The organism is Pseudomonas sp. NFX5, from assembly GCF_049132125.1.
Taxonomy (GTDB): Bacteria; Pseudomonadota; Gammaproteobacteria; order Pseudomonadales; family Pseudomonadaceae; genus Aquipseudomonas; species Aquipseudomonas marginalis.
The window spans coordinates 62,388-84,388 of record NZ_JAFMZG010000038.1; the positions used below are offsets into that span (position 1 = coordinate 62,388).

Below are 22,001 nucleotides of genomic sequence, written 5' to 3' on the forward strand. Positions count from 1 at the left end.
AGTTGCAAAAAGTGGTATTCGTCAATGCTAGCTGGGGTTCGTGGGTCTTTCCCGAGGATTGATGTAACCCCTGATGACAGCTCGCTCTACGCCTCCCATCCCCCGCTAATTTTTCCCTGTCCGGTTCGTTTTATAGGGACGACGTGCCTTTGTGCTTCCTGCCTATTGCTCCGGACTCCAACAAATGAATGCTGAAGACTCCTTGAAACTTGCTCGCCGGTTTATCGGGTTGCCCCTGGAAAAGCGCCAGCTGTTCCTGCAGGCACTGCAGAAAGAAGGGGTGGATTTTTCGCGGTTTCCGATTCCGGCCGGCGTGGAGGCAGAGGACCGCCAGGCGCTGTCCTATGCGCAACAGCGCATGTGGTTTCTCTGGCAACTGGACCCGAGCAGTGGCGCCTACAACCTGCCGGGCGCGGTGCGCCTTAAGGGTGCGCTGAACCTGGGCGCCATGGAGCAGGCGTTTGCCAGCCTGGTGGACCGGCACGAAACCCTGCGCACGGTGTTCCAGCGCCAGGCCGATGAGCGCCTGATGCAGGTGGCCGTACAGCCGTCGCTGGCCATTGAGCAACTGGACCTGACGGCGTTGGCCGCGGCCGAACGCGAACACGCCGTCAACGATGCGGCCACCCGCCAATCGCTGCTGCCGTTCGACCTGGAACACGGCCCGCTGCTGCGTGTGCAACTGCTCAAGCTCGATGCCCAGGAGCACGTACTGCTGCTGACCCTGCACCATATCGTCTCCGATGGCTGGTCGATGAACGTGTTGATCGACGAGTTCATTCGTTTCTACGACGCCCATGAGCGCAACGAAGCGCCGCCATTGCCGGCGCTGCCGATCCAGTACAGCGACTACGCCCTGTGGCAGCGCCGCTGGCTGGAAGCCGGGGAGCAGGCTCGTCAATTGGACTACTGGCAGGCGCGCCTGGGCGACGAGCACCCGGTGCTGGAACTGCCGACGGACCGCCCGCGCCCGGCCATGCCCAGCTATCAGGGCACCCGCCACACCTTCGCGATTGAGCCGGCGCTGGCCGCGCAGTTGCGCACCTGCGCGCAACAGCACAACGCCACCCTGTTCATGCTGCTGCTCGGCGCCTTCAATGTGTTGCTGCATCGCTACACCGGCCAGGGCGATATCCGCGTCGGGGTGCCGATCGCCAACCGCAACCGTACGGAAGTCGAAGGGTTGATCGGCTTCTTCGTCAACACACAAGTCCTGCGCACTGAGCTGAGCGGGCAAACCCGGGTCGCCGAGTTGCTGCAAGGTATCAAGGAGCACGCCCTTGGCGCCCAGGCGCACCAGGAATTGCCCTTCGAGCGCCTGGTGGAAGCCCTGAAGGTCGAGCGCAGCCTCAGCCATACGCCGCTGTTCCAGGTGATGTACAACCATCAGCCGGTGGTGGCCGACATCGCTTCGGTCAGCACCGCCTCCGGCCTGGAACTGGCCCTGGTGGAGTGGCAAGGCCGCACCACCCAGTTCGACCTGACCCTCGACACCTATGAAAAGTCCGGCACCCTGCACGCTGCGCTGACCTACGCCAATGACCTGTTCGACGCGCCGTCCATCGCGCGGATGGCACGCCACTGGATCAGCCTGTTGCAGGCCATGGTGGCCGATGGCGAACAGCGCATCGGCGAGTTGCCGATGCTGGCCGTCGATGAGCAACAGAGGCAGGTGCACGCCTGGAACCAGACCGCACAAGCGTATCCCACCGAACGTGGCATTCATCACCTGATCGAAGACCAGGTACAGCGCACGCCGGATGCGCCGGCGCTGGTGTTCGGCGCGACCACGCTGACTTACGCGCAACTCGACGCCCGTGCCAACCAGCTGGCCCATGCCTTGCGCGACCACGGGGTCGGTCCTGATGCGCTGGTGGGTATCTGCGTTGAGCGTTCCATCGAGATGGTCATCGGCCTGCTGGCCGTGCTCAAGGCCGGCGGCGCCTACGTCCCCCTCGATCCCGAATATCCCCAGGAACGCCTGGCCTACATGATCGAAGACAGCGGCATCCAGCTGCTGCTCAGCCAGCACAGCCTGCTGCCACTGCTGCCTGTCGAAGGCATTCGGGTGATGCGCCTCGACCAGGCGCCCGGCTGGCTCGACGCTTACAGCGTCGCAGCGCCCGCCGTCGACATCCACGCGCTGAACCTGGCCTATGTGATCTACACCTCCGGTTCCACCGGCAAGCCCAAGGGCGCCGGCAACAGCCATCGCGCACTGGTCAACCGCCTGTGCTGGATGCAGCAGGCCTACGGCCTGGATGCCAGTGACGCGGTGCTGCAGAAAACCCCGTTCAGCTTTGATGTGTCGGTGTGGGAGTTCTTCTGGCCGCTGATGACCGGCGCCCGCCTGGTGGTCGCCGCCCCTGGCGAACACCGCGAGCCGGCGCGCCTGATCGAGACCATCGGCGAGCACGGGATCACCACCTTGCACTTCGTGCCGTCCATGCTCCAGGCGTTTATCCATGAGCCGGGCGTGCAGGCCTGCATAAGCCTCAAGCGCATTGTCTGCAGCGGCGAAGCCTTGCCCCTGGACGCGCAACTGCAGGTGTTCGCCAAGCTGCCCCAGGCCGGTTTGTTCAACCTCTATGGTCCGACGGAAGCGGCCATCGACGTGACCCACTGGACCTGCATCGACGAAGGCCGTGACGCCGTGCCCATCGGCCGTCCGATTGCCAACCTCGGCACCTACGTGCTCGATGCGCAGCTCAACCCGGTGCCTGCCGGCGTGGCCGGCGAGCTGTACCTGGGCGGTACCGGCCTGGCGCGCAGCTACCACCGCCGTCCGGCGCTGACCGCCGAACGTTTTGTGCCCAGCCCCTTTGGTGACGGCGCGCGCCTGTACCGTACCGGCGACCGGGTGCGCCAGCGTGACGACGGTGTGATCGAATACCTTGGCCGTCTCGACAACCAGGTCAAGCTGCGCGGCTTGCGCATCGAATTGGGTGAAATCGAGACACGCCTGATGCAACACCCGGCGGTGCGTGAGGCGGTGGTGCTGGTACACGGCGGCAAACAACTGGTGGCCTACCTGGTGCTGGAGGGCGAGACGCCCACCGACCTCAAGGCCTGGCTGCTCGGCAGCCTGCCGGAATACATGGTACCGACCCATATGGTGCCCCTGGCCAAGCTGCCGGTGACCGCCAACGGCAAGCTCGACCGCAAGGCCCTGCCGTTACCGGATGCAACGCCACAACAGGCCTATATCGCGCCGCAAGACGACCTGCAAAAAGCCCTGGCGGCGATCTGGAGCGATGTGCTCGGCGTCGAGCAGGTGGGCCTGGACGACAACTTTTTTGAACTGGGCGGCGATTCGATCATCTCCATCCAGGTGGTCAGTCGCGCGCGCCAGGCGGGGATTCGCCTCAGCCCGCGCGACCTGTTCCAGTACCAGAGCGTGCGCAGCCTGGCGTTGGTGGCCGGCTTCGAGCACACCGCCGTGATCGACCAAGGTCCCGCCCGCGGCGAGGTGATCCTCACCCCGGTGCAGCAAGGCTTTTTCGCCCAGGCGATCCCCGCGCGTCACCACTGGAACCAATCGTTGTTGTTGACCCCGCGCGAGCGCTTGGAACCGGCGCGCCTGGAAGCCGCCCTGACCCAGGTGATCAACCATCACGACGCCTTGCGCCTGCGTTTTGTGCAACAGGCCGACACCTGGCAGCAAGCCTATGCCGCGCCGGTCACCGCGCCGGGCCTGTGGCAAGCACAAGCCAGCAGCGACGATGAGCTGTCGGCGCTGTGCGATGAGGCCCAGCGCAGCCTCGACCTGGCGCAAGGCCCGCTGCTGCGTGCCGCGTTGGTGAGCATGGCCGATGGCAGCCAGCGCCTGCTGCTGGTGATCCATCACCTGGCGGTCGATGGCGTGTCCTGGCGCATCGTCCTGGAAGACCTGCAACAGGCTTACCGCCAGGCAGCGTTGCCGACCAAGACCAGCGCCTACCAGCTGTGGGCCGAACAGTTGCAAGCCCATGCCCTTACGCTGGACCACCAGTTGGCGTACTGGCAGGCGCAGACGGCGGACGCGGACTTGCCGTGCGACAACCTCCAGGGCGGCCTGCAAAACCGCGTGGGCAGCAAGCTCGAAATACGCCTTGACGCCGAACACACCCGTCAACTGCTCCAGGACGCGCCAGCGGCCTACCGTACTCAGGTCAACGACCTGTTGCTCACCGCCCTGGCGCGGGTGGTCAGCCGTTGGAGCGGCCAGGCCGCCGCACTGATCCAGCTGGAAGGCCATGGCCGCGAAGACCTGTTCGACAGTGTCGACCTGACCCGCACCGTGGGCTGGTTCACCAGCCTGTTCCCGGTACGCCTGCAAGCCGACGGCGAGCTGTCGGCCGCGATCAAGTCGGTCAAGGAGCAGCTGCGCGCCGTGCCCGCCAAAGGCATCGGCTACGGTCTGCTGCGCTACCTCGGCCCGCCTGCGGCCCGCGAAGCCCTGGCGAACCTGGCCGCGCCACGCATTACCTTCAACTACCTGGGCCAGTTCGACCGCCAGTTCAACGAATCCGCGTTGTTTGTACCGTCTACCCAGGGCAGCGGCCACGCCCAGGATGCCGAGGCACCGTTGGCCAATTGGCTGACGGTGGAAGGGCAGGTGTACGGCGGTGAGCTGGCGCTGCAATGGGGGTTCAGTCGCGAGATGTTCGAGGTGTCGACTGTGCAGCAGTTGGCGGATGACTACGCGGCAGAGCTCAAGGCCTTGATCGAGCATTGCCGAGCCACCCCGGCAGGGCAGGTTACCCCTTCGGACTTCCCACTGGCGTGCTTGACCCAACAGCAACTGGACGCGTTGCCCGTGGCGGGGCCGGCGATTGCCGACCTTTATCCGCTGTCGCCGATGCAGCAGGGCATGTTGTTCCATACCCTCTACGCGCCAGAAGCCCAGGCGTACATCAACCAGTTGCGCGTGGATATCGACGGCCTCGACCTGCTGGCGTTCGGCCGCGCCTGGCAGGCGGCACTGGACCGCCATGACATTCTGCGCAGCAGCTTCCACTGGCTGGGCCTGGACAGTGCCCATCAAGTCATCCAGCGTCAGGTCGACGTGCAGTTGCACGTGATCGAAGACATCGATGCCGACTTCGATGCGCTTGCCGAGGCTGAACGCGAGAAGGGCTTCGCGCTTAATGCTGCGCCGCTGTTTCGCCTGATGCTGGTGCGGGGCGCCGGTAACGCCTGGCATCTGATCTTCACCAGCCACCACATCCTCATGGACGGTTGGAGTAACGCCCAGTTGCTGGGTGAAGTCATCGCCCACTATGCCGGCCAGGCCTTGCCCGCGCCGCTGGGGCAGTTCCGCGATTACCTCGGCTGGCTGCAACAGCAAGCGTCGGGTGAGACGTTCTGGAAAGCCGCCCTGGCGCCGTTGCAAACACCCACCTTGCTCGCGCAAGCGCTGCGCGCGCCGGTCGATGGCCTGGGCACGGCTGAGCATCAATTGATCCTTGAGGGCGAGTTCACACAGGCCCTCGGCGAGTTCGCCCGTCGCCAGAAAATCACTCTCAATACGGTGCTGCAAGGAGCGTGGAGCCTGTTGCTGCAGCGCTACACCGGTCAGGATTGCGTGGCCTTTGGCGCGACTGTCGCCGGGCGTTCGGCACCGCTGCCGGGGATCGAGCAGCAACTGGGCCTGTTCATCAACACGCTGCCTATCGTCAGTACGCCTTCGCCAGCCCAACCGGCCGCCCAATGGCTCAACGAGTTGCAAACCCTGAATCTCAGCCTGCGTGACCACGAGCATGTGCCGCTGTACGACATACAAGGCTGGGCCGGCCAGCAGGGCGCATTGTTCGACACTTTGCTGGTGTTCGAAAACTTCCCTGTGGCCGAGGCCCTGAAGCAGGGCGCACCCGCAGGCCTGGCGTTTGGCCATATTCACAACCATGAACGCACCCATTACCCTTTGACCTTGGGCATTGAGTTGGGGGCCAGCCTGCGCCTGGAGTTCAGTTACGACCGGGCGCGGTTCAGCGCTGAACAGGTCGCACGCTTGAGCGCCAACCTGCACCACCTGCTGGTGCAGTTGCTCGCGGATGCCCAGGCGTCCCTTGGCAACCTGCAATTGCTTGACGCCACCGCACAGCGCGACGTGCTTGCCCTGAGCCAGTCGCCGGGCGCTGCCCAACGCCAGCTGCGCGTGCACGAACGCATTGCGGCCCAGGCTGCTGCCACACCGGACGCGCTGGCGGTACAGGCTGGCGAAGCGCGCTTGAGCTATGCCCAGCTCAATGCCCATGCCAACCGGCTCTCCCATCGCCTGCTGGAACTGGGCGCGGGCCCGGGCCAGCGCGTGGGCCTGGCGTCGCGGCGCGGCCCGCAACTGATCGTCAGCCTGCTGGCCGTGCTCAAAAGCGGTGCGGCCTATGTGCCCCTGGACCCGAACTATCCCGCCGACCGCCTGGCCTACATGCTGGCGGACAGCCGCCTGGACCTGTTGCTCAGCGAAGCCGGGTTGCTGGCCGACCTGCCGCTGCCGCAAGGGCTGGCCCGTCTGGACTTCACCGTCTCCGGTACCGAGCTGGCCGGCTACCCTGTCAGCAACCCACTCACCCACGCTGCCGCTGCCGATCTGGCGTACGTAATCTACACCTCGGGCTCCACCGGCCAACCCAAGGGCGTGGCCATCGACCATGCGGCCCTCGGCCAATTCTGCGACAGCGCCGAGGTCTACAGCCAACTGTGTGCAGAGGACCGCGTGCTGCAGTTCGCGACCTTCAGTTTCGACGGCTTTGTCGAACAGTGCTACCCGCCGCTGTGTGTGGGCGCCGCGCTGATCATGCGTGGCGATGAACTGTGGGATGCCGGGCAACTGGCACGGGAAATCGTCGAGCAGGGCGTGACCCTGGCTGACTTGCCGGCGGCCTACTGGTACCTGTTGGCCAAGGAGTGCGCGGCCGATGGTCGCGCCCTGGGTAACCTGCGCCAGGTGCATGTGGGCGGCGAGGCCATGTCGGTGGAAGGGCTGCGCGCCTGGCACGCGGCCGGCCTGGGCGGCGTGCGCCTGGTCAACACCTACGGGCCGACAGAGGCCACCGTGGTGTCCAGCGTGCATGAGTGCCAACTGGCGGATGCCAGTGATGCGTTCGGTGTGCCGATTGGCCGGGCGAGCGATGGTCGCTCGCTGTATGTACTCGACAGCGGTTTCGAGCTGTTGGCCACCGATGGCGTCGGCGAGCTGTGCATCGGTGCCGAGTTCGGCCTGGCCCAGCGTTACTTCGACCGCCCGGCGTTGACCGCCGAGCGCTTCCTCCCGGATCCGTTTTCGACGGTTCCCGGTGCGCGACTCTACCGCAGTGGCGACCTGGCCCGTTACAACGAGGCGGGCGCCTTGGAGTACGTGGGGCGTATCGACCATCAGGTGAAGATCCGCGGGTTCCGTATCGAAATGGGCGAAATCGAGGCCAGTCTGCAAGCCCTGCCGTGGGTGCGCGAAGCTGCCGTCGTTGCGCAGCCGAGTGCCACCGGTACGCAGTTGGTCGCGTACGTTGTCGCGGCCCACGGCCAATCACTGGATACCCAGGCGCTGGCGGCGGTCTTGCGCCAGTCCTTGCCGGATTACATGGTGCCGGGGCATTGGCTGGTGCTCGATGCCCTGCCGTTGAACAACAACGGCAAGCTTGACCGCCGCGCACTGCCGCTGCCGGACCTGAGCCAGGCGCGACACGCCTACCGCGCTCCGCAAAGCCCGCTGCACATGCAATTGGCGGCGATCTGGCAAACGGTGTTGCACGTCGAGCAGGTGGGGCTCGATGACCATTTCTTCGAACGCGGTGGCCATTCGTTGCTGGCCACTCAGGTGATCTCCCGCGTGCGTCACGACCTCAAGCTGGACGTGCCGTTGCGAGCGTTGTTCGAGCAGCCGACGCTGGAAGCGTTCGCGGCGGCCTGCGCAGGGTTGCAGGCCGGCACTGCCAGCTCGATGGTGGCGCTGGGGCGCGACCGGCCGTTGGCACTGTCCTTCGCCCAGGAACGCCAATGGTTCCTTTGGCAACTGGATCCCTGCAGCACCGCCTACCACGTACCGACCGCATTGCACCTGCGCGGTGAGCTGGATATCCCGGCACTGGAGCACGCGTTCCAGGCCCTGGTGCAGCGTCATGAACCGCTGCGTACCACCTTCGTGGAAGAGGCTGAGCACACCTGGCAGGTCATCCAGCCCAACCTGGCGATGGTGATCCAACGCCAGCAGGTGCAAGACTCGGCCATCGAGCAGGCGGTCGCGCAAGAGATCCAACGCCCGTTCGACCTGCTCAACGGTCCGCTGATGCGCGTCATGCTGCTGGAGATCACGGCCGCGCACCATGTGCTGGTGATCACCCAGCACCACATCATCTCCGACGGCTGGTCGATGCAAGTGATGGTCGACGAACTGCTGGCGCTGTATCAAGGCCAGGCGCCGTTGCCGGCCTTACCGATCCAGTACGCCGACTATGCCGTGTGGCAGCGCGATTGGATGGCGGCCGGGGAGAAACAACGCCAACTCGATTACTGGCGTGCACGCCTGGGCACCGAACACGCGGTGCTGGAACTGCCCCTGGACCACCCGCGCCCGGCGGTGCAAAGCCATCGCGGTGCGCGTCGGCGGGTACATCTGGACAACGCCCTGGTGGCCGAGCTCAAGGCACTTGCCCAGCGCCAGGACGTGACTTTGTTCATGCTTCTGCTGGCGTCGTTCCAGACGTTGCTGCACCGCTACAGCGGCCAGGCCGAGATCCGTGTCGGGGTGCCGATCGCCAACCGCAATCGCCTGGAAACCGAGCGTCTGGTTGGCTTCTTCGTCAACACCCAGGTGCTCAAGGCCGACCTGCACGGGCAGATGGCCTTCGAGCAGTTGCTGGCCCAGGTCAAGCAACGTGCCCTGGAAGCCCAGACCCATCAGGACTTGCCGTTCGAACAACTGGTAGAAGCGCTGCAACCGGAACGCAGCCTCAGCCATAACCCGTTGTTCCAGGTGATGTTCAATCACCAGGACAACCTGCGCGCCGGCCCGGTGCAACTGCCTGGCCTGGCTCTGCAGCCGGTGGATTGGGCCGGTCACACGACCCAGTTCGACCTCAATCTGGAAACCGAGGAGTCCGTCGACGGCCTTTGGGCATCCCTGACCTACGCCACCGACCTGTTCGACGCCGCCACCCTGGAGCGCCTGGCCGTGCACTGGCAGAACCTGCTGCGCGCAGTGGTCAACGATGCCTCCCAGGCCCTGGACGAACTGGCGATGCTCAGCCCATCGCAATGGCAGCAGATGGTCGAAGACTGGAACCACACGAGCGTCGACTACCCACGCGAGCGCTGTGTCCACCAGTTGTTCGAAGCACAAGCCCTGACACAGCCGCACGCCATCGCGCTGCAATTTAATGGCGAGGCCGTGAGCTACAGCGAACTCAACCGCCGCGCCAACCGCCTGGCCCATCGCCTGATCGCGGCGGGCGTCGGCCCGGACGTGCGGGTGGCGGTGCATGTGGAGCGTTCCCTGCACATGGTGGTCGGCCTGCTTGCGACCCTCAAGGCCGGTGGCGCCTATGTGCCGCTGGACCCGCAATTCCCGGCGGAGCGCCTGGCCTTCATGCTCGAAGACAGCCGCGCCCAGGTGCTGCTGACTCAGTCGCCGCTGATTGGGCGCCTGGTGCAACCGCAAGGCCTGCAGGTGCTTTTGGTCGAGGACGCCGGCGGTGACGAACACAACCCGCAGGTCAGCGTCACGCCACAACACCTGGCCTATGTGATCTACACCTCCGGCTCCACCGGCAAGCCCAAGGGCGTGATGGTGCCGCACCAGGCGCTGTGCAGCTTTACCTGCGGCATGGTCGGCACCCTGGACATCGGCGCGCAGGCGCGGGTGCTGTCGCTGACGACGTTCTCGTTCGACATCTTTGCCCTGGAGCTATACGTGCCGCTGACAGTCGGCGCCACGGTGCTGCTGAGCGGTCAGGAACTGGCGCTCGACCCGGAGGCGATAATCGATCTGGTCACCGCCCAATCCGCCAGCGTACTGCAAGCCACGCCGTCCACCTGGCGCATGCTGCTGGAAAGCCCACGTGCCGACGTGCTGCGCGGTATCAAGTGCCTGTGCGGCGGCGAAGCGCTGCCGGCCGATCTGGCCCAGCGCATGCTCGACCTGCAAGGCCCGGTATGGAACCTCTATGGTCCCACCGAAACCACCATTTGGTCGGCGGCCCATCGCCTGCTGGAGGCGCAACCTTTGGTCGGGCGCCCGATCGCCAACACCGCGTTGTTCATCCTCAATGCCGGACTCAGTCCATGCCCGGTGGGTGCGGCCGGCGAACTGCTGATCGGCGGCGTCGGCCTGGCACGCGGCTACCACGCGCGGCCAGCCCTCACCGCCGAACGTTTCGTGCCCAACCCGTACGGCGCGCCGGGCGAGCGCCTGTACCGCACCGGCGACCTGGCACGCTACCGTGCCGACGGCGTGCTGGAGTACATCGGCCGGGTCGACCATCAGGTCAAGGTACGCGGCTTCCGTATCGAACTGGGCGAAATCGAAGCTTGCCTGCGCGAGCATGAAGGCGTTCGCGAAGCCGTGGTGCTGGCCGACAACGACCGCTTGATCGCCTACCTGGTGACGTCTGCGGCACAGCCGGCGCAAGCCTACACAGCGGCATTGCGTGAGCGCCTGCCGGACTACATGGTGCCGGCGCACCTGATGTTCCTCGACAGCCTGCCCTTGACCCCCAACGGCAAGCTCGACCGCAAGGCCTTGCCCAAGGTCGATACCCGCCTGTTGCTGAAGAGCCATGTGGCCGCCGTCACCCCGCGCGAACAACAGGTCGCGGCGATCTGGGCCGAGGTGCTGGGCGTGCCCCAGGTCGGTCTTGACGACCATTTCTTCGAGCTGGGCGGGCATTCGCTGCTGGCCACGCGGGTGGTATCGCGGGTGCGCCAGGCACTGGCGCTGGAAGTGGCGCTCAAGACCCTGTTCGAACACCCGTTGCTGGGTGACTTCGTGATGGCCCTGGGTGAGGAGGGCGTGCTCGCGCCGGCGCTGCTCAAGGCCGATCGCAGCCAGCCGTTGCCGCTGTCGTATGCCCAGGAACGTCAATGGTTCCTCTGGCAACTCGACCCCGAAAGCGCCGCGTACCACATCCCCAGCGCCCTGCGTTTGACAGGCCCGTTGGACCTGGCGGCGCTGCAACGCAGCGTCGACACCTTGCTGGCACGCCATGAAAGCCTGCGCACCCATTTGCGCCAGGACGCCGCCGGTACGGTCCAAGTGATTGAAGACTCGGGCCTGATTGAAATCGATTTGGTCGACACCGATGAAGCCGGCCTCAAGGCACGGGTGGCTGACGTCGTTGCGCAGCCATTCGACCTGCTGCGCGGGCCGTTGCTGCGGGCCCGGTTGCTGCGCCTGGCCGAGGACGAACATGTGCTGGTGCTGGTGCAGCACCATATCGTCTCCGATGGCTGGTCGATGCAACTGATGGTCGAGGAGCTGGTGCAACTGTACGCCGCCTTCAGCCACGGGCAGACGCCAGCCCTGCCGGCCTTGCCGATCCAGTACGCCGACTATGCCGTGTGGCAGCGCCAATGGATGGAGGCGGGAGAGAAGGCCCGTCAACTGGCCTACTGGCATGAGCAGTTGGGCGGTGTGCAGCCTGTGCTGGAATTGCCTTTCGACTACCTGCGCCCGGCCGTGCAAAGCCATCGCGGCGCTCGCCTGGGCATCGAGTTGCAACCGCAGCTGCTGGCCGGTTTGCGTCGCCTGGCGCAGAGCGCCGGAGTGACGTTGCCGATGGTGCTGCTGGCGTCCTACCAGGCGTTGCTGCACCGCTACAGCGGCCAGGAAGACGTGCGTGTCGGGGTGCCGATCGCCAACCGCAATCGCCTGGAAACCGAGGGGCTGATCGGTTTCTTCGTCAATACCCAGGTGCTCAAGGCCGATATCCACGGGCAGATGAGCGTTGTGCAACTGCTGCAACAGGTACGCCAACGTTCCCTCGAAGCCCAGGCCCACCAGGACCTGCCGTTCGAGCAGCTGGTCGAAGCGCTGCAGCCCGAGCGCAGCATGAGCCTGAGCCCACTGTTCCAGGTGATGTTCAACCATCGCGTGACCTCGGCAGCCAATCACCTGCAACGCCTCACCGAACTGGACGTCGAAGTGCTGAGCTGGGATGAAGGCGTGGCCCAGTTCGACCTGGCACTGGACGTGGAGGAAAGCCAGGCGACCCTGCGTGCCTCCCTGAGCTACGCCACCGATCTGTTTGCCCCAGCGACCATCGAGCGTATGGCCGACCACTGGCAGAACCTGTTGCAGGCGATGGTTGCCGATCAACAGCAATCCATCAGTCAACTCAACCTGCTGGGCCAGGATGAGCAACGACATATCCTGCAGCTGTGGAACCAGACCGACGCCGGCTTCTCGGCCGAGCGTCTGGTACACGAAATGGTTGCCGACCGCGCCGCCGAAAACCCCGCTGCGGTGGCGGTCAAGTTCGATGCGCAAACCCTGAGTTATGGCGAGCTGGACCGCCAGGCCAACCGCCTGGCCCATGCCCTGGTCGCCCGTGGCATCGGCCCCGAAGTGCGCGTGGCGATTGCCATGCCGCGCAGTGCCGAGAGCCTGGTGGCGTTCCTCGCGGTGATGAAAGCCGGCGGCGTCTACGTGCCGCTGGATATCGAGTACCCGCGTGATCGCCTGCTGTACATGATGCAGGACAGCCGCGCGCAACTGCTGCTGACCCACACCAGTGCGTTGCCGCAACTGCCGATTCCCGACGGCATGCAGACGCTGGCCATCGATCGCACCGAGGCGTGGGCCGACTACAGCGACACCACGCCGGCGGTAAAATTGCACGGCGACAACCTCGCCTACGTGATCTACACCTCCGGCTCCACCGGCCTGCCCAAGGGCGTGGCGGTGTCCCACGGCCCGTTGGTGGCGCACATCATCGCCACCGGCGAGCGTTATGAAACATCGCCGGCCGACTGCGAACTGCACTTTATGTCCTTCGCTTTCGACGGTTCCCACGAAGGCTGGATGCACCCGCTGATCAACGGCGCCAGCGTGCTGGTCCGTGACGACAGCCTGTGGCTGCCCGAGTACACCTACGCGCAGATGCACCGTCACAACGTGACCATGGCGGTGTTCCCGCCGGTGTACCTGCAACAACTGGCCGAGCATGCCGAGCGCGACGGTAATCCACCGAAGGTGCGGGTGTACTGCTTTGGCGGCGATGCGGTGGCCCAGGCCAGCTATGACCTGGCCTGGCGCGCGCTCAAGCCGACCTACCTGTTCAACGGCTACGGCCCGACCGAAACCGTGGTCACGCCGTTGCTGTGGAAGGCGCGCAAGGGCGACCCCTGCGGCGCCGTCTACGCGCCAATCGGCACGCTGCTGGGCAATCGCAGCGGCTACGTGCTGGACGCGCAACTCAACCTGCAACCCATCGGCGTCGCCGGTGAGCTGTACCTGGGCGGCGAGGGCGTGGCCCGTGGTTACCTGGAACGCCCGGCGCTGACCGCCGAACGCTTCGTGCCGGACCCGTTCGGCACGCCGGGCAGCCGCGTGTATCGCAGCGGCGACCTGACCCGTGGCCGTCCGGATGGCGTGGTGGATTACCTCGGTCGCGTCGACCACCAGGTGAAGATCCGTGGTTTCCGCATCGAACTGGGGGAAATCGAAGCGCGCCTGCGTGAGCAGGACAGCGTCGGTGAAACGGTGGTCGTGGCCCAGGACGGCCCGACCGGAAAACAGCTGGTGGCCTATGTGGTTCCGGTGTCCGCCCCGTCCAACGAAGCCGAGTTCCGTGACGCGTTGCGTCGCGCACTCAAGGCCCGCCTGCCGGACTACATGGTCCCGGCGCATTTCATCTTCCTGGCGCGAATGCCGTTGACCCCCAACGGCAAGCTCGACCGCAAGGGCCTGCCGCAACCGGATGCGAGCCTTATGCAACAGGCCTATGTGGCGCCCGAGACCGAGCTGGAACAGCAGATCGCCACGATCTGGGCCGAGGTGCTGCGCCTGCCGCAGGTCGGCTTGAACGACAACTTCTTCGAAGTGGGCGGCCACTCCCTGCTGGCCATCCAGATCACCTCCAGGGTCCAGGCCGAGCTGGGCCTGGAAGTGCCGCTGGTGGAAGTGTTCCAGACTGAAACGCTGCGCGCCTATGTGCAGGCGGCTGCCACCTTCCGCGCCGGCAGCGCGGAAGACTTTGATGATCTTCGTGACTTTTTGAGCGAACTAGAGGCGATTTGACCCATGCTTTCCAACCCTAATATCGATCTGGTTTCGCGCTTTCTTCGCCTGCCTCTGGAACAGCGCCAGCAGTTCTACCAGCGCCTGCAAAGCCGGGGCATGAGCTTCGCCCAGCTGCCGATTGCCTCGATCCGCGAGGACGGCCGGAAGCTGCCGTTGTCCTACGCCCAGGAACGGCAGTGGTTTCTCTGGCAACTGGACCCGGACAGCGCCGCCTATCACGTACCGGGCGCCCTGCGCCTGAGCGGGCGCCTGGACAAGGTTGCGCTGCAAAAGAGTTTCGACACCCTCGCGGTGCGCCATGAAAGCCTGCGCACGCGCCTGCACCTGGATGATGAACAGCGCTCCCAGGAAGTACTGGCCCACGGCGTGATCGAGATCGCTGAAAGCTCGGTCGACGAGGCCCTGCTCAAGGCCCGCGTCGAAGCCGAAATCACCCGCCCGTTCGATTTGCAGCAAGGCCCGCTACTGCGCGTCAGCCTGCTTACCGTCGCTGAAAACGAGCACGTGCTGGTGCTGGTGCAGCACCATATCGTCTCCGATGGCTGGTCGATGGGTGTGATGGTTCAGGAGTTGATGCAACTCTATGCCGCCTACAGCCAGGGCCAGGACTGTGCATTGGCGCCGCTGCCGATCCAGTACGCCGACTACGCACTGTGGCAACGCAGCTGGATGGAAGCGGGGGAGAAGGCCCGTCAACTGGCGTACTGGCGCGAATTGCTCAGCGGCACGCAGCCGGTGCTGGAATTGCCGTTCGACCAGCCCCGCCCGGCGCAACAGAGCTTCCGTGGCGCGCGTCTGGACATCGCGCTGGAACCGGTACTGGTGGCAGGATTGAAAGCCCTGGCCCAGGGCGAAGGCGTGACGATGTTCATGCTGTTGCTGGCCTCGTTCCAGGCGTTTCTGTACCGCTACAGCGGCCAGCAGGACATCCGCATCGGCGTGCCAATTGCCAACCGCAACCGGGTCGAGACCGAATCGCTGATCGGCTTCTTCGTCAATACCCAAGTGCTCAAGGCCGACCTCGATGGCCACATGAGCTTCGCCCAGCTGCTGCAGCAGACCAAGCGCCGTGCGCTGGAGGCCCAGGCCCATCAGGACTTGCCGTTCGAGCAGTTGGTGGAAGCCCTGCAACCGGAGCGCAGCCTGAGCCATAACCCGCTGTTCCAGGTGATGTTCAACCACCAGGCCAATTCCCCCGCCGCCGCGCAGCAGTTACCGGGCCTGCGCGTGGCCAACCTGGAATGGGACAGCCACAGCGCCCAGTTCGACCTGAGCCTGGATACCCAGGAAAGCGGCGACGCGATCTGGGCGTCCCTGACCTACGCCACCGACCTGTTCGGCGCCGCCACCGTCGCGCGCATGGCCGAACATTGGCTGAGCCTGTTGCGGGCGGCCGTGGCGAATCCTGCATTGCCCTTGCACGACCTGGCGACACTCAACGCCGCTGAGCGCGAGCAGATACTCGCTCAATGGAACGCCACCGCGCGCGACTACCCCCAAGGGCAGTGGGTGCATCAGATGATCGAGGCCCAGGTGCAGGCGCAGCCGGATGCACCGGCGTTGCGTTTCAATGAGGTGTCGCTCAGTTATGCCGAGCTGAACCGCCGCGCCAACCGCCTGGCCCATCGCCTGATCGAAGCCGGCGTAGGGCCGGACGTGCTGGTCGGCCTGGCGCTGGAGCGCTCCATTGAAATGGTCGTGGGCCTGCTCGCGGTGCTCAAGGCCGGTGGCGCCTACGTGCCGCTGGACCCGGAATACCCGCGCGAACGCCTGGCCTACATGCTGGACGACAGCGGGGTGAAACTGCTTTTGACCCAGGCGCATTTGCGTGAACAGCTGCCCATTCCCCAAGGCCTGGAAACCCTGGTGCTGGGCGAGTCTGCCTTCGAGGGCTACAGCGACGCCAACCCAGGCATCGCCCTGGACGGCGAAAACCTCGCCTACGTGATCTACACCTCGGGCTCCACCGGCCAGCCCAAAGGCGCCGGCAACCGTCATTCGGCATTGCTGAACCGTCTGCACTGGATGCAGGAAGCCTATGCCCTGGACGCCAGCGACGCGGTGCTGCAAAAGACCCCGTTCAGCTTCGACGTGTCGGTGTGGGAGTTCTTCTGGCCGCTGATGACCGGTTCGCGCCTGGTGGTTGCAGCGCCCGGTGATCACCGTGATCCGGCCAGGCTGATCAACCTGATCAATCAACAGCAGGTCACCACGCTGCACTTCGTGCCGTCGATGCTGCAGGCCTTCCTGCAGGATCCGGCGGTGTCGACCTGCCAAAGCCTGCAGCGCATCGTGTGCAGCGGTGAAGCGTTGCCGGTAGATGCCCAGCAGCAGGTCTTCGCCAAGCTGCCCCAGGCCGGGCTCTACAACCTGTACGGCCCGACCGAAGCCGCCATCGACGTAACCCACTGGACCTGCGTGGACGAAGGCCGCGATGCGGTGCCAATTGGCCGCCCGATCGCCAACCTCGGCTGCTACATCCTCGACAGCCACTTTGAACCTGTACCGGTCGGCGTGCTCGGCGAGTTGTACCTCGGCGGCATCGGCCTGGCCCGGGGTTACCACCGCCGCCCGGCACTCACTGCCGAACGTTTTGTCGCCCACCCGTTCATCCAGGGCCAGCGCCTGTACCGCACCGGCGACCTGGCACGCTACCGCGCAGACGGCGTGATCGAATATGCCGGGCGTATCGACCATCAAGTCAAGCTGCGCGGCCTGCGCATCGAGCTGGGAGAAATCGAAGCGCGCCTGCTGGAACACGCGTGGGTCCGTGAGGCTGCCGTGCTGGCGGTCGACGGTAAATACCTGGTGGGCTACCTGGTGCTGCAGGACGCTGCCGATGATTGGCGCGAAGTCCTCGGCGCCCACCTGGCCCAGCACCTGCCGGACTACATGGTCCCGGCACAGTGGGTGCTGCTGGAGCAAATGCCCCTGAGCCCCAACGGCAAACTCGACCGCAAGGCCCTGCCCAAACCCGAAGCCACCCATCACTACGAAGCCCCGCAAAGTGCCCTGGAGCAGCAGATCGCGGCGATCTGGGCCGAGGTGCTGGGTGTCGAACAGGTGGGCTTGAACGACAACTTCTTCGAGCGCGGCGGTGACTCGATCATTTCGATCCAAGTGGTCAGCCGCGCCCGCGCCGCCGGTATCCATTTCACCGCCAAGGCGTTGTTCCAGCACCAGACCGTGCGCAGCCTGGCGCGGGTGGCGCAGTTGCAGGTTGCCCAGGTGTTTGACCAGGGCCCGGTGCAGGGCGAGACGCCGTTGCTGCCGTTCCAGCAGCTGTTCTTCGAGATGGACCTGCCGGAGCGCCACCACTGGAACCAGTCCTTGCTGCTGGTGCCACGCGAGCCGGTGCGGGCAGATCGACTGCAAGCGGCCTTGCACGCCATCGTCCACCACCACGATGGGCTGCGCCTGAGCTTCAGCCAGCCCGCCGAAGGGTGGCGGGCCGAGCATGCAGCCGCCACCCCTGAGGTGTTGTGGCAGGCCACGGTGGCGGATGCCGACGAGCTGGCCGCGCTGTGCGAAAAAGCCCAGCGCAGCCTCGACCTGCAACAGGGGCCCTTGTTGCGTGCGGTGCTTGCTGAACTGGCCGATGGTTCCCAGCGCCTGTTGCTGGTCATGCACCACCTGGTGGTGGATGGCGTGTCCTGGCGGGTGTTCCTCGAGGACCTGCAAAGCCTCTACCGCCAACAGCCGTTGCCGGCCAAGACCTCGTCGTTCAAGGCCTGGGCCGAGCGTTTGCAGGCCCATGCCCGCAGCGAAGCGGTACAGCCGCAAAAACACTTCTGGCTGCAACAGCTCCAGGACGTGCCTACCGATCTGCCCTGCCGTGATCCCCATGGCGCGCGTCCTGGCCGCCTGGCGCAGACAGTGGTCAGCCGACTGGACGCCGAGCACACCCGGCAATTACTGCAACAGGCGCCTGCGGCCTATCGCACCCAGATCAACGATCTGCTGCTGACCGCCCTGGCGCGTGTCATCTGCCAGTGGACCGGGCAGGCTTCCAGCCTGATCCAACTGGAAGGCCACGGCCGTGAAGACCTGTTCGAGGATATCGACCTGACCCGCACCCTGGGCTGGTTCACCAGCCTGTTCCCGGTGCGCCTGACCCCGGCCGAATCCCTTGGCGCCTCGATCAAGCAGATCAAGGAGCAACTGCGCGCCGTGCCGGACAAGGGCCTGGGCTTCGGCGCGCTGCGCTACCTCGGCGACGAGGCCACGCGCCAGGCATTCAGCGCGTTGCCGGTGCCGCGCATCACCTTCAATTACCTGGGCCAGATCGACGCCAGCTTTGACCAGCCGGACGGTTTGTTTGTACTCGCAGCGGAAAGCGCCGGAGCCGAGCAGAGCCCGGAGGCGCCGCTGGGCAACTGGCTGACCCTCAACGGCCAGGTATTCGGCGGTGAACTGCACATGGGCTGGACCTTCAGCCCGCTGATGTTCGAGGCCGCGCAGATCGACGCCTTGAGCCAGGCCTTCAGCCGTGAGCTGACGGCATTGGTGGAACATTGCTGCACCCCCGGCAATCACGGCGTGACGGCTTCCGACTTCCCGTTGTCACGCCTGAACCAGCATCAGCTTGAGTCCTTGCCGCTGGCCGCCGATGGGATTGACGACATCTACACCTTGTCGCCCATGCAGCAGGGCATGCTGTTCCACACCCTGTACGAACAGGCCGCCGGCGACTACATCAACCAGATCCGCGTGACGGCCGAGGGCCTGGATGTGGCGCGCTTCCAGCAGGCCTGGGATGCCACGGTGCAGGCCCATGACGTGCTGCGCAGCGGGTTTTTCTGGGAGGGCCAGCTGGAGTGGCCATGCCAGGTGGTGTACCGCGAGGCCCGGCTGCCCATCGAGCTTCTCGACTGGCGCGCCATGCCGGAGCCTGAGCTGGCGTTGCAAGACCTGCAGCAAGCCCAGCGTCGCCAGGGCTTTGAGCTGGCCAAGGCGCCCCTGGTCCGTCTGGTGCTGGTGCGTACCGACGAGCACCGCCATGAGCTGATCTACACAAGCCATCACATCCTGATGGACGGTTGGAGCAATTCGCGCCTGTTCGGTGAAGTGCTGCAACGTTACGCCGGCGTGGCGGTGCCCGAAGCGGCCGGGCGCTATCGCGATTACATCGGTTGGTTGCAGCAGCGTGATGCCGGTGCGACCGAAACCTTCTGGCGCGAGCAGTTGAGTGCACTGCAAGCGCCGACTCGCCTGGGCCGCAGCCAGCCCATGGCGACGGACGGGCATGGCGAGCACGCGCTGAGCCTGGATCGCCCGCTGACGGGTCGCCTCGAGGCCTTCGCCCGCCGCCATAAAGTCACGCTCAACACCTTGGTCCAGGCGGCGTGGCTGGTCCTGTTGCAGCGCCATAGCGGGCAGGCGGTGGTGTCGTTCGGCGCCACCGTGGCCGGGCGCCCGGCAGACCTCGTGGGGGTGGAGCAGCAGATTGGCCTGTTCATCAATACCCTGCCGGTGATCTGCGCAGTGGAGGGCGAGCAAACCGTGGCCGACTGGTTGCAAAGGGTGCAGGCGCAGAACCTGGCCCTGCGCGAGCATGAACACACCGGGCTGTACGATATCCAGCGCTGGGCCGGGCAGGGCGGTGAAGCCCTGTTCGACAATATCCTGGTGTTCGAGAACTACCCGGTGTCCAAGGCCCTGGAACAGAGTGGCGGCAGCGGTATCCGTTTTGGCCTGCCGGAGTCCCGCGAGCAGACCAACTTCCCGCTGACGGTGCTGGTGGACGTCGGTGACACGCTGTCGGTGCAGTTCAGCTTTGCGCGTGCGCACTTCGACCCGGACACGGTGCAAACCTACGGCCGCCATCTGCTCAACCTGCTGCAAGCCATGCTCGAGGGCGGCCAGCAGCGCCTCGGCGAACTGGCGATGCTCGATGTGGCCGAACGCCGGCAAGTGGTACAGGACTGGAACGCCACGGCGCGGGACTACCCGTTGCAGCACGGCGTGCATCAGCTGATTGAACAGCAGGTGACGCGCACGCCAGGCGCCACGGCACTGGTATTTGCCGAGCAGCGCTTGAGCTACGCCGAGCTGAACCGCCGCGCCAACCGCCTGGCCCACCGCCTGATCGAAGCCGGCGTAGGGCCGGACATACTGGTGGGCCTGGCAGTGGAGCGTTCCATCGAGATGGTGGTCGGCCTGCTCGCGGTGCTCAAGGCCGGTGGCGCCTACGTGCCGCTGGACCCGGAATACCCGCGCGAACGCCTGGCCTACATGCTGGACGACAGCGGTGTGAAGCTGCTGTTGACCCAGGCGCATTTGCGTGAGCAGCTGCCGATTCCCCAAGGCCTGGAAACCCTGGTGCTGGGTAAGTCTGCCTTCGAGGGCTACAGCGACGCCAACCCAGGCATCGCCCTGGACGGCGAGAACCTCGCCTACGTGATCTACACCTCGGGTTCCACCGGCCAACCCAAAGGCGCCGGCAACCGCCATTCAGCCCTGGCCAACCGCCTGCAATGGATGCAGGAAGCCTACGGCCTTGACGTCAGCGACACGGTGCTGCAAAAGACCCCGTTCAGCTTTGACGTGTCGGTGTGGGAGTTCTTCTGGCCGCTGATGACCGGTTCGCGCCTGGTGGTCGCCGCGCCGGGGGATCATCGTGATCCGAGCAAACTGGTGCGCCTGATCAATGCCGAGCAGGTCACCACGCTGCACTTTGTCCCGTCGATGTTGCAGGCCTTCCTGCAGGAGCCGACGGTTGCGACTTGCCATACCCTGCACCGCATCGTGTGCAGTGGTGAAGCGTTGCCGGTGGACGCCCAGCAGCAGGTCTTCGCCAAGCTGCCCCAGGCCGGTCTCTACAACCTGTACGGCCCGACCGAAGCCGCCATCGACGTGACCCACTGGACCTGCGTGGACGAAGGCCGCGATGCGGTGCCAATTGGCCGCCCGATCGCCAACCTCGGCTGCTACATCCTCGACAGCCACTTTGAACCTGTACCGGTCGGCGTGCTCGGCGAGTTGTACCTCGGCGGCATCGGCCTGGCCCGGGGTTACCACCGCCGCCCGGCACTCACTGCCGAACGTTTTGTCGCCCACCCGTTCATCCAGGGCGAGCGCCTTTACCGTACCGGCGACCTGGCACGTTACCGCGCAGACGGCGTGATCGAATACGCCGGGCGTATCGACCATCAAGTCAAGCTGCGCGGCCTGCGCATCGAGCTGGGGGAAATCGAAGCGCGCCTGCTGGAACACGCGTGGGTGCGCGAGACCGCCGTGCTGGCGGTCGACGGTAAATACCTGGTGGGCTACCTGGTGCTGCAAAACGCCGGGGACGACTGGCGCGATGTGCTCAGCGCCCATCTTGCCCAGCAGTTGCCGGACTACATGGTGCCCGCCCAATGGGTGCTGCTGGAGCAGATGCCTCTGAGCCCCAACGGCAAACTGGATCGCAAGGCTTTGCCCGAGGCGGACGCCAGCTTGCACGCGCGGGCGTACGTCGCGCCGCAGAGCGAGCTGGAACAGCAGATCGCCGCGATCTGGGCCGAAGTCCTGGCGGTACCGCGCGTGGGGTTGAACGACAACTTCTTCGAACTGGGCGGGCACTCGCTGCTGGCGACCCAGGTGGTGGTGCGCCTGCGCGAGCAGCTGCATGCCGAATTCGACGTCAAATCGATCTTCACCACCCCGACCCTGGCCGATTTCAGCGCCTATGTGGCAGGCCAGCAGACAAATAATTCGCCGGTGCAGGACGCATTGGCTAAATCCTTGGAGGCTCTCAAACGTCTATCAGCAGAAGATTTGGATAAATTGACTTCCTGAG

2 protein-coding genes are annotated in these 22,001 nt (G+C 65.4%); both read left to right on the forward strand.

Annotated features, from left to right (window positions below; translation table 11 throughout):
- The first annotated feature begins 184 nt into the window (after positions 1–184).
- Positions 185–14,215 carry a non-ribosomal peptide synthase/polyketide synthase gene (locus J1N02_RS26875; protein WP_421148019.1) on the forward strand — a complete coding sequence of 4,677 codons (14,031 nt, stop codon included), beginning with the start codon at positions 185–187 and terminating at the stop codon, positions 14,213–14,215.
- A 3-nt stretch (positions 14,216–14,218) separates the two neighbouring features.
- Complete coding sequence (locus J1N02_RS26880) at positions 14,219–22,000, forward strand: amino acid adenylation domain-containing protein (protein WP_421148020.1); 7,782 nt, start codon at positions 14,219–14,221, stop codon at positions 21,998–22,000.
- Position 22,001: the final 1 nt, after the last annotated feature.

Coding starts and splice junctions, on each gene's coding strand:
- J1N02_RS26880 (WP_421148020.1), top strand. CDS start 14,219: ATGCTTTCCAACCCTAATATCGATCTGGTTTCGCGCTTTCTTCGCCTG.
- J1N02_RS26875 (WP_421148019.1), top strand. CDS start 185: ATGAATGCTGAAGACTCCTTGAAACTTGCTCGCCGGTTTATCGGGTTG.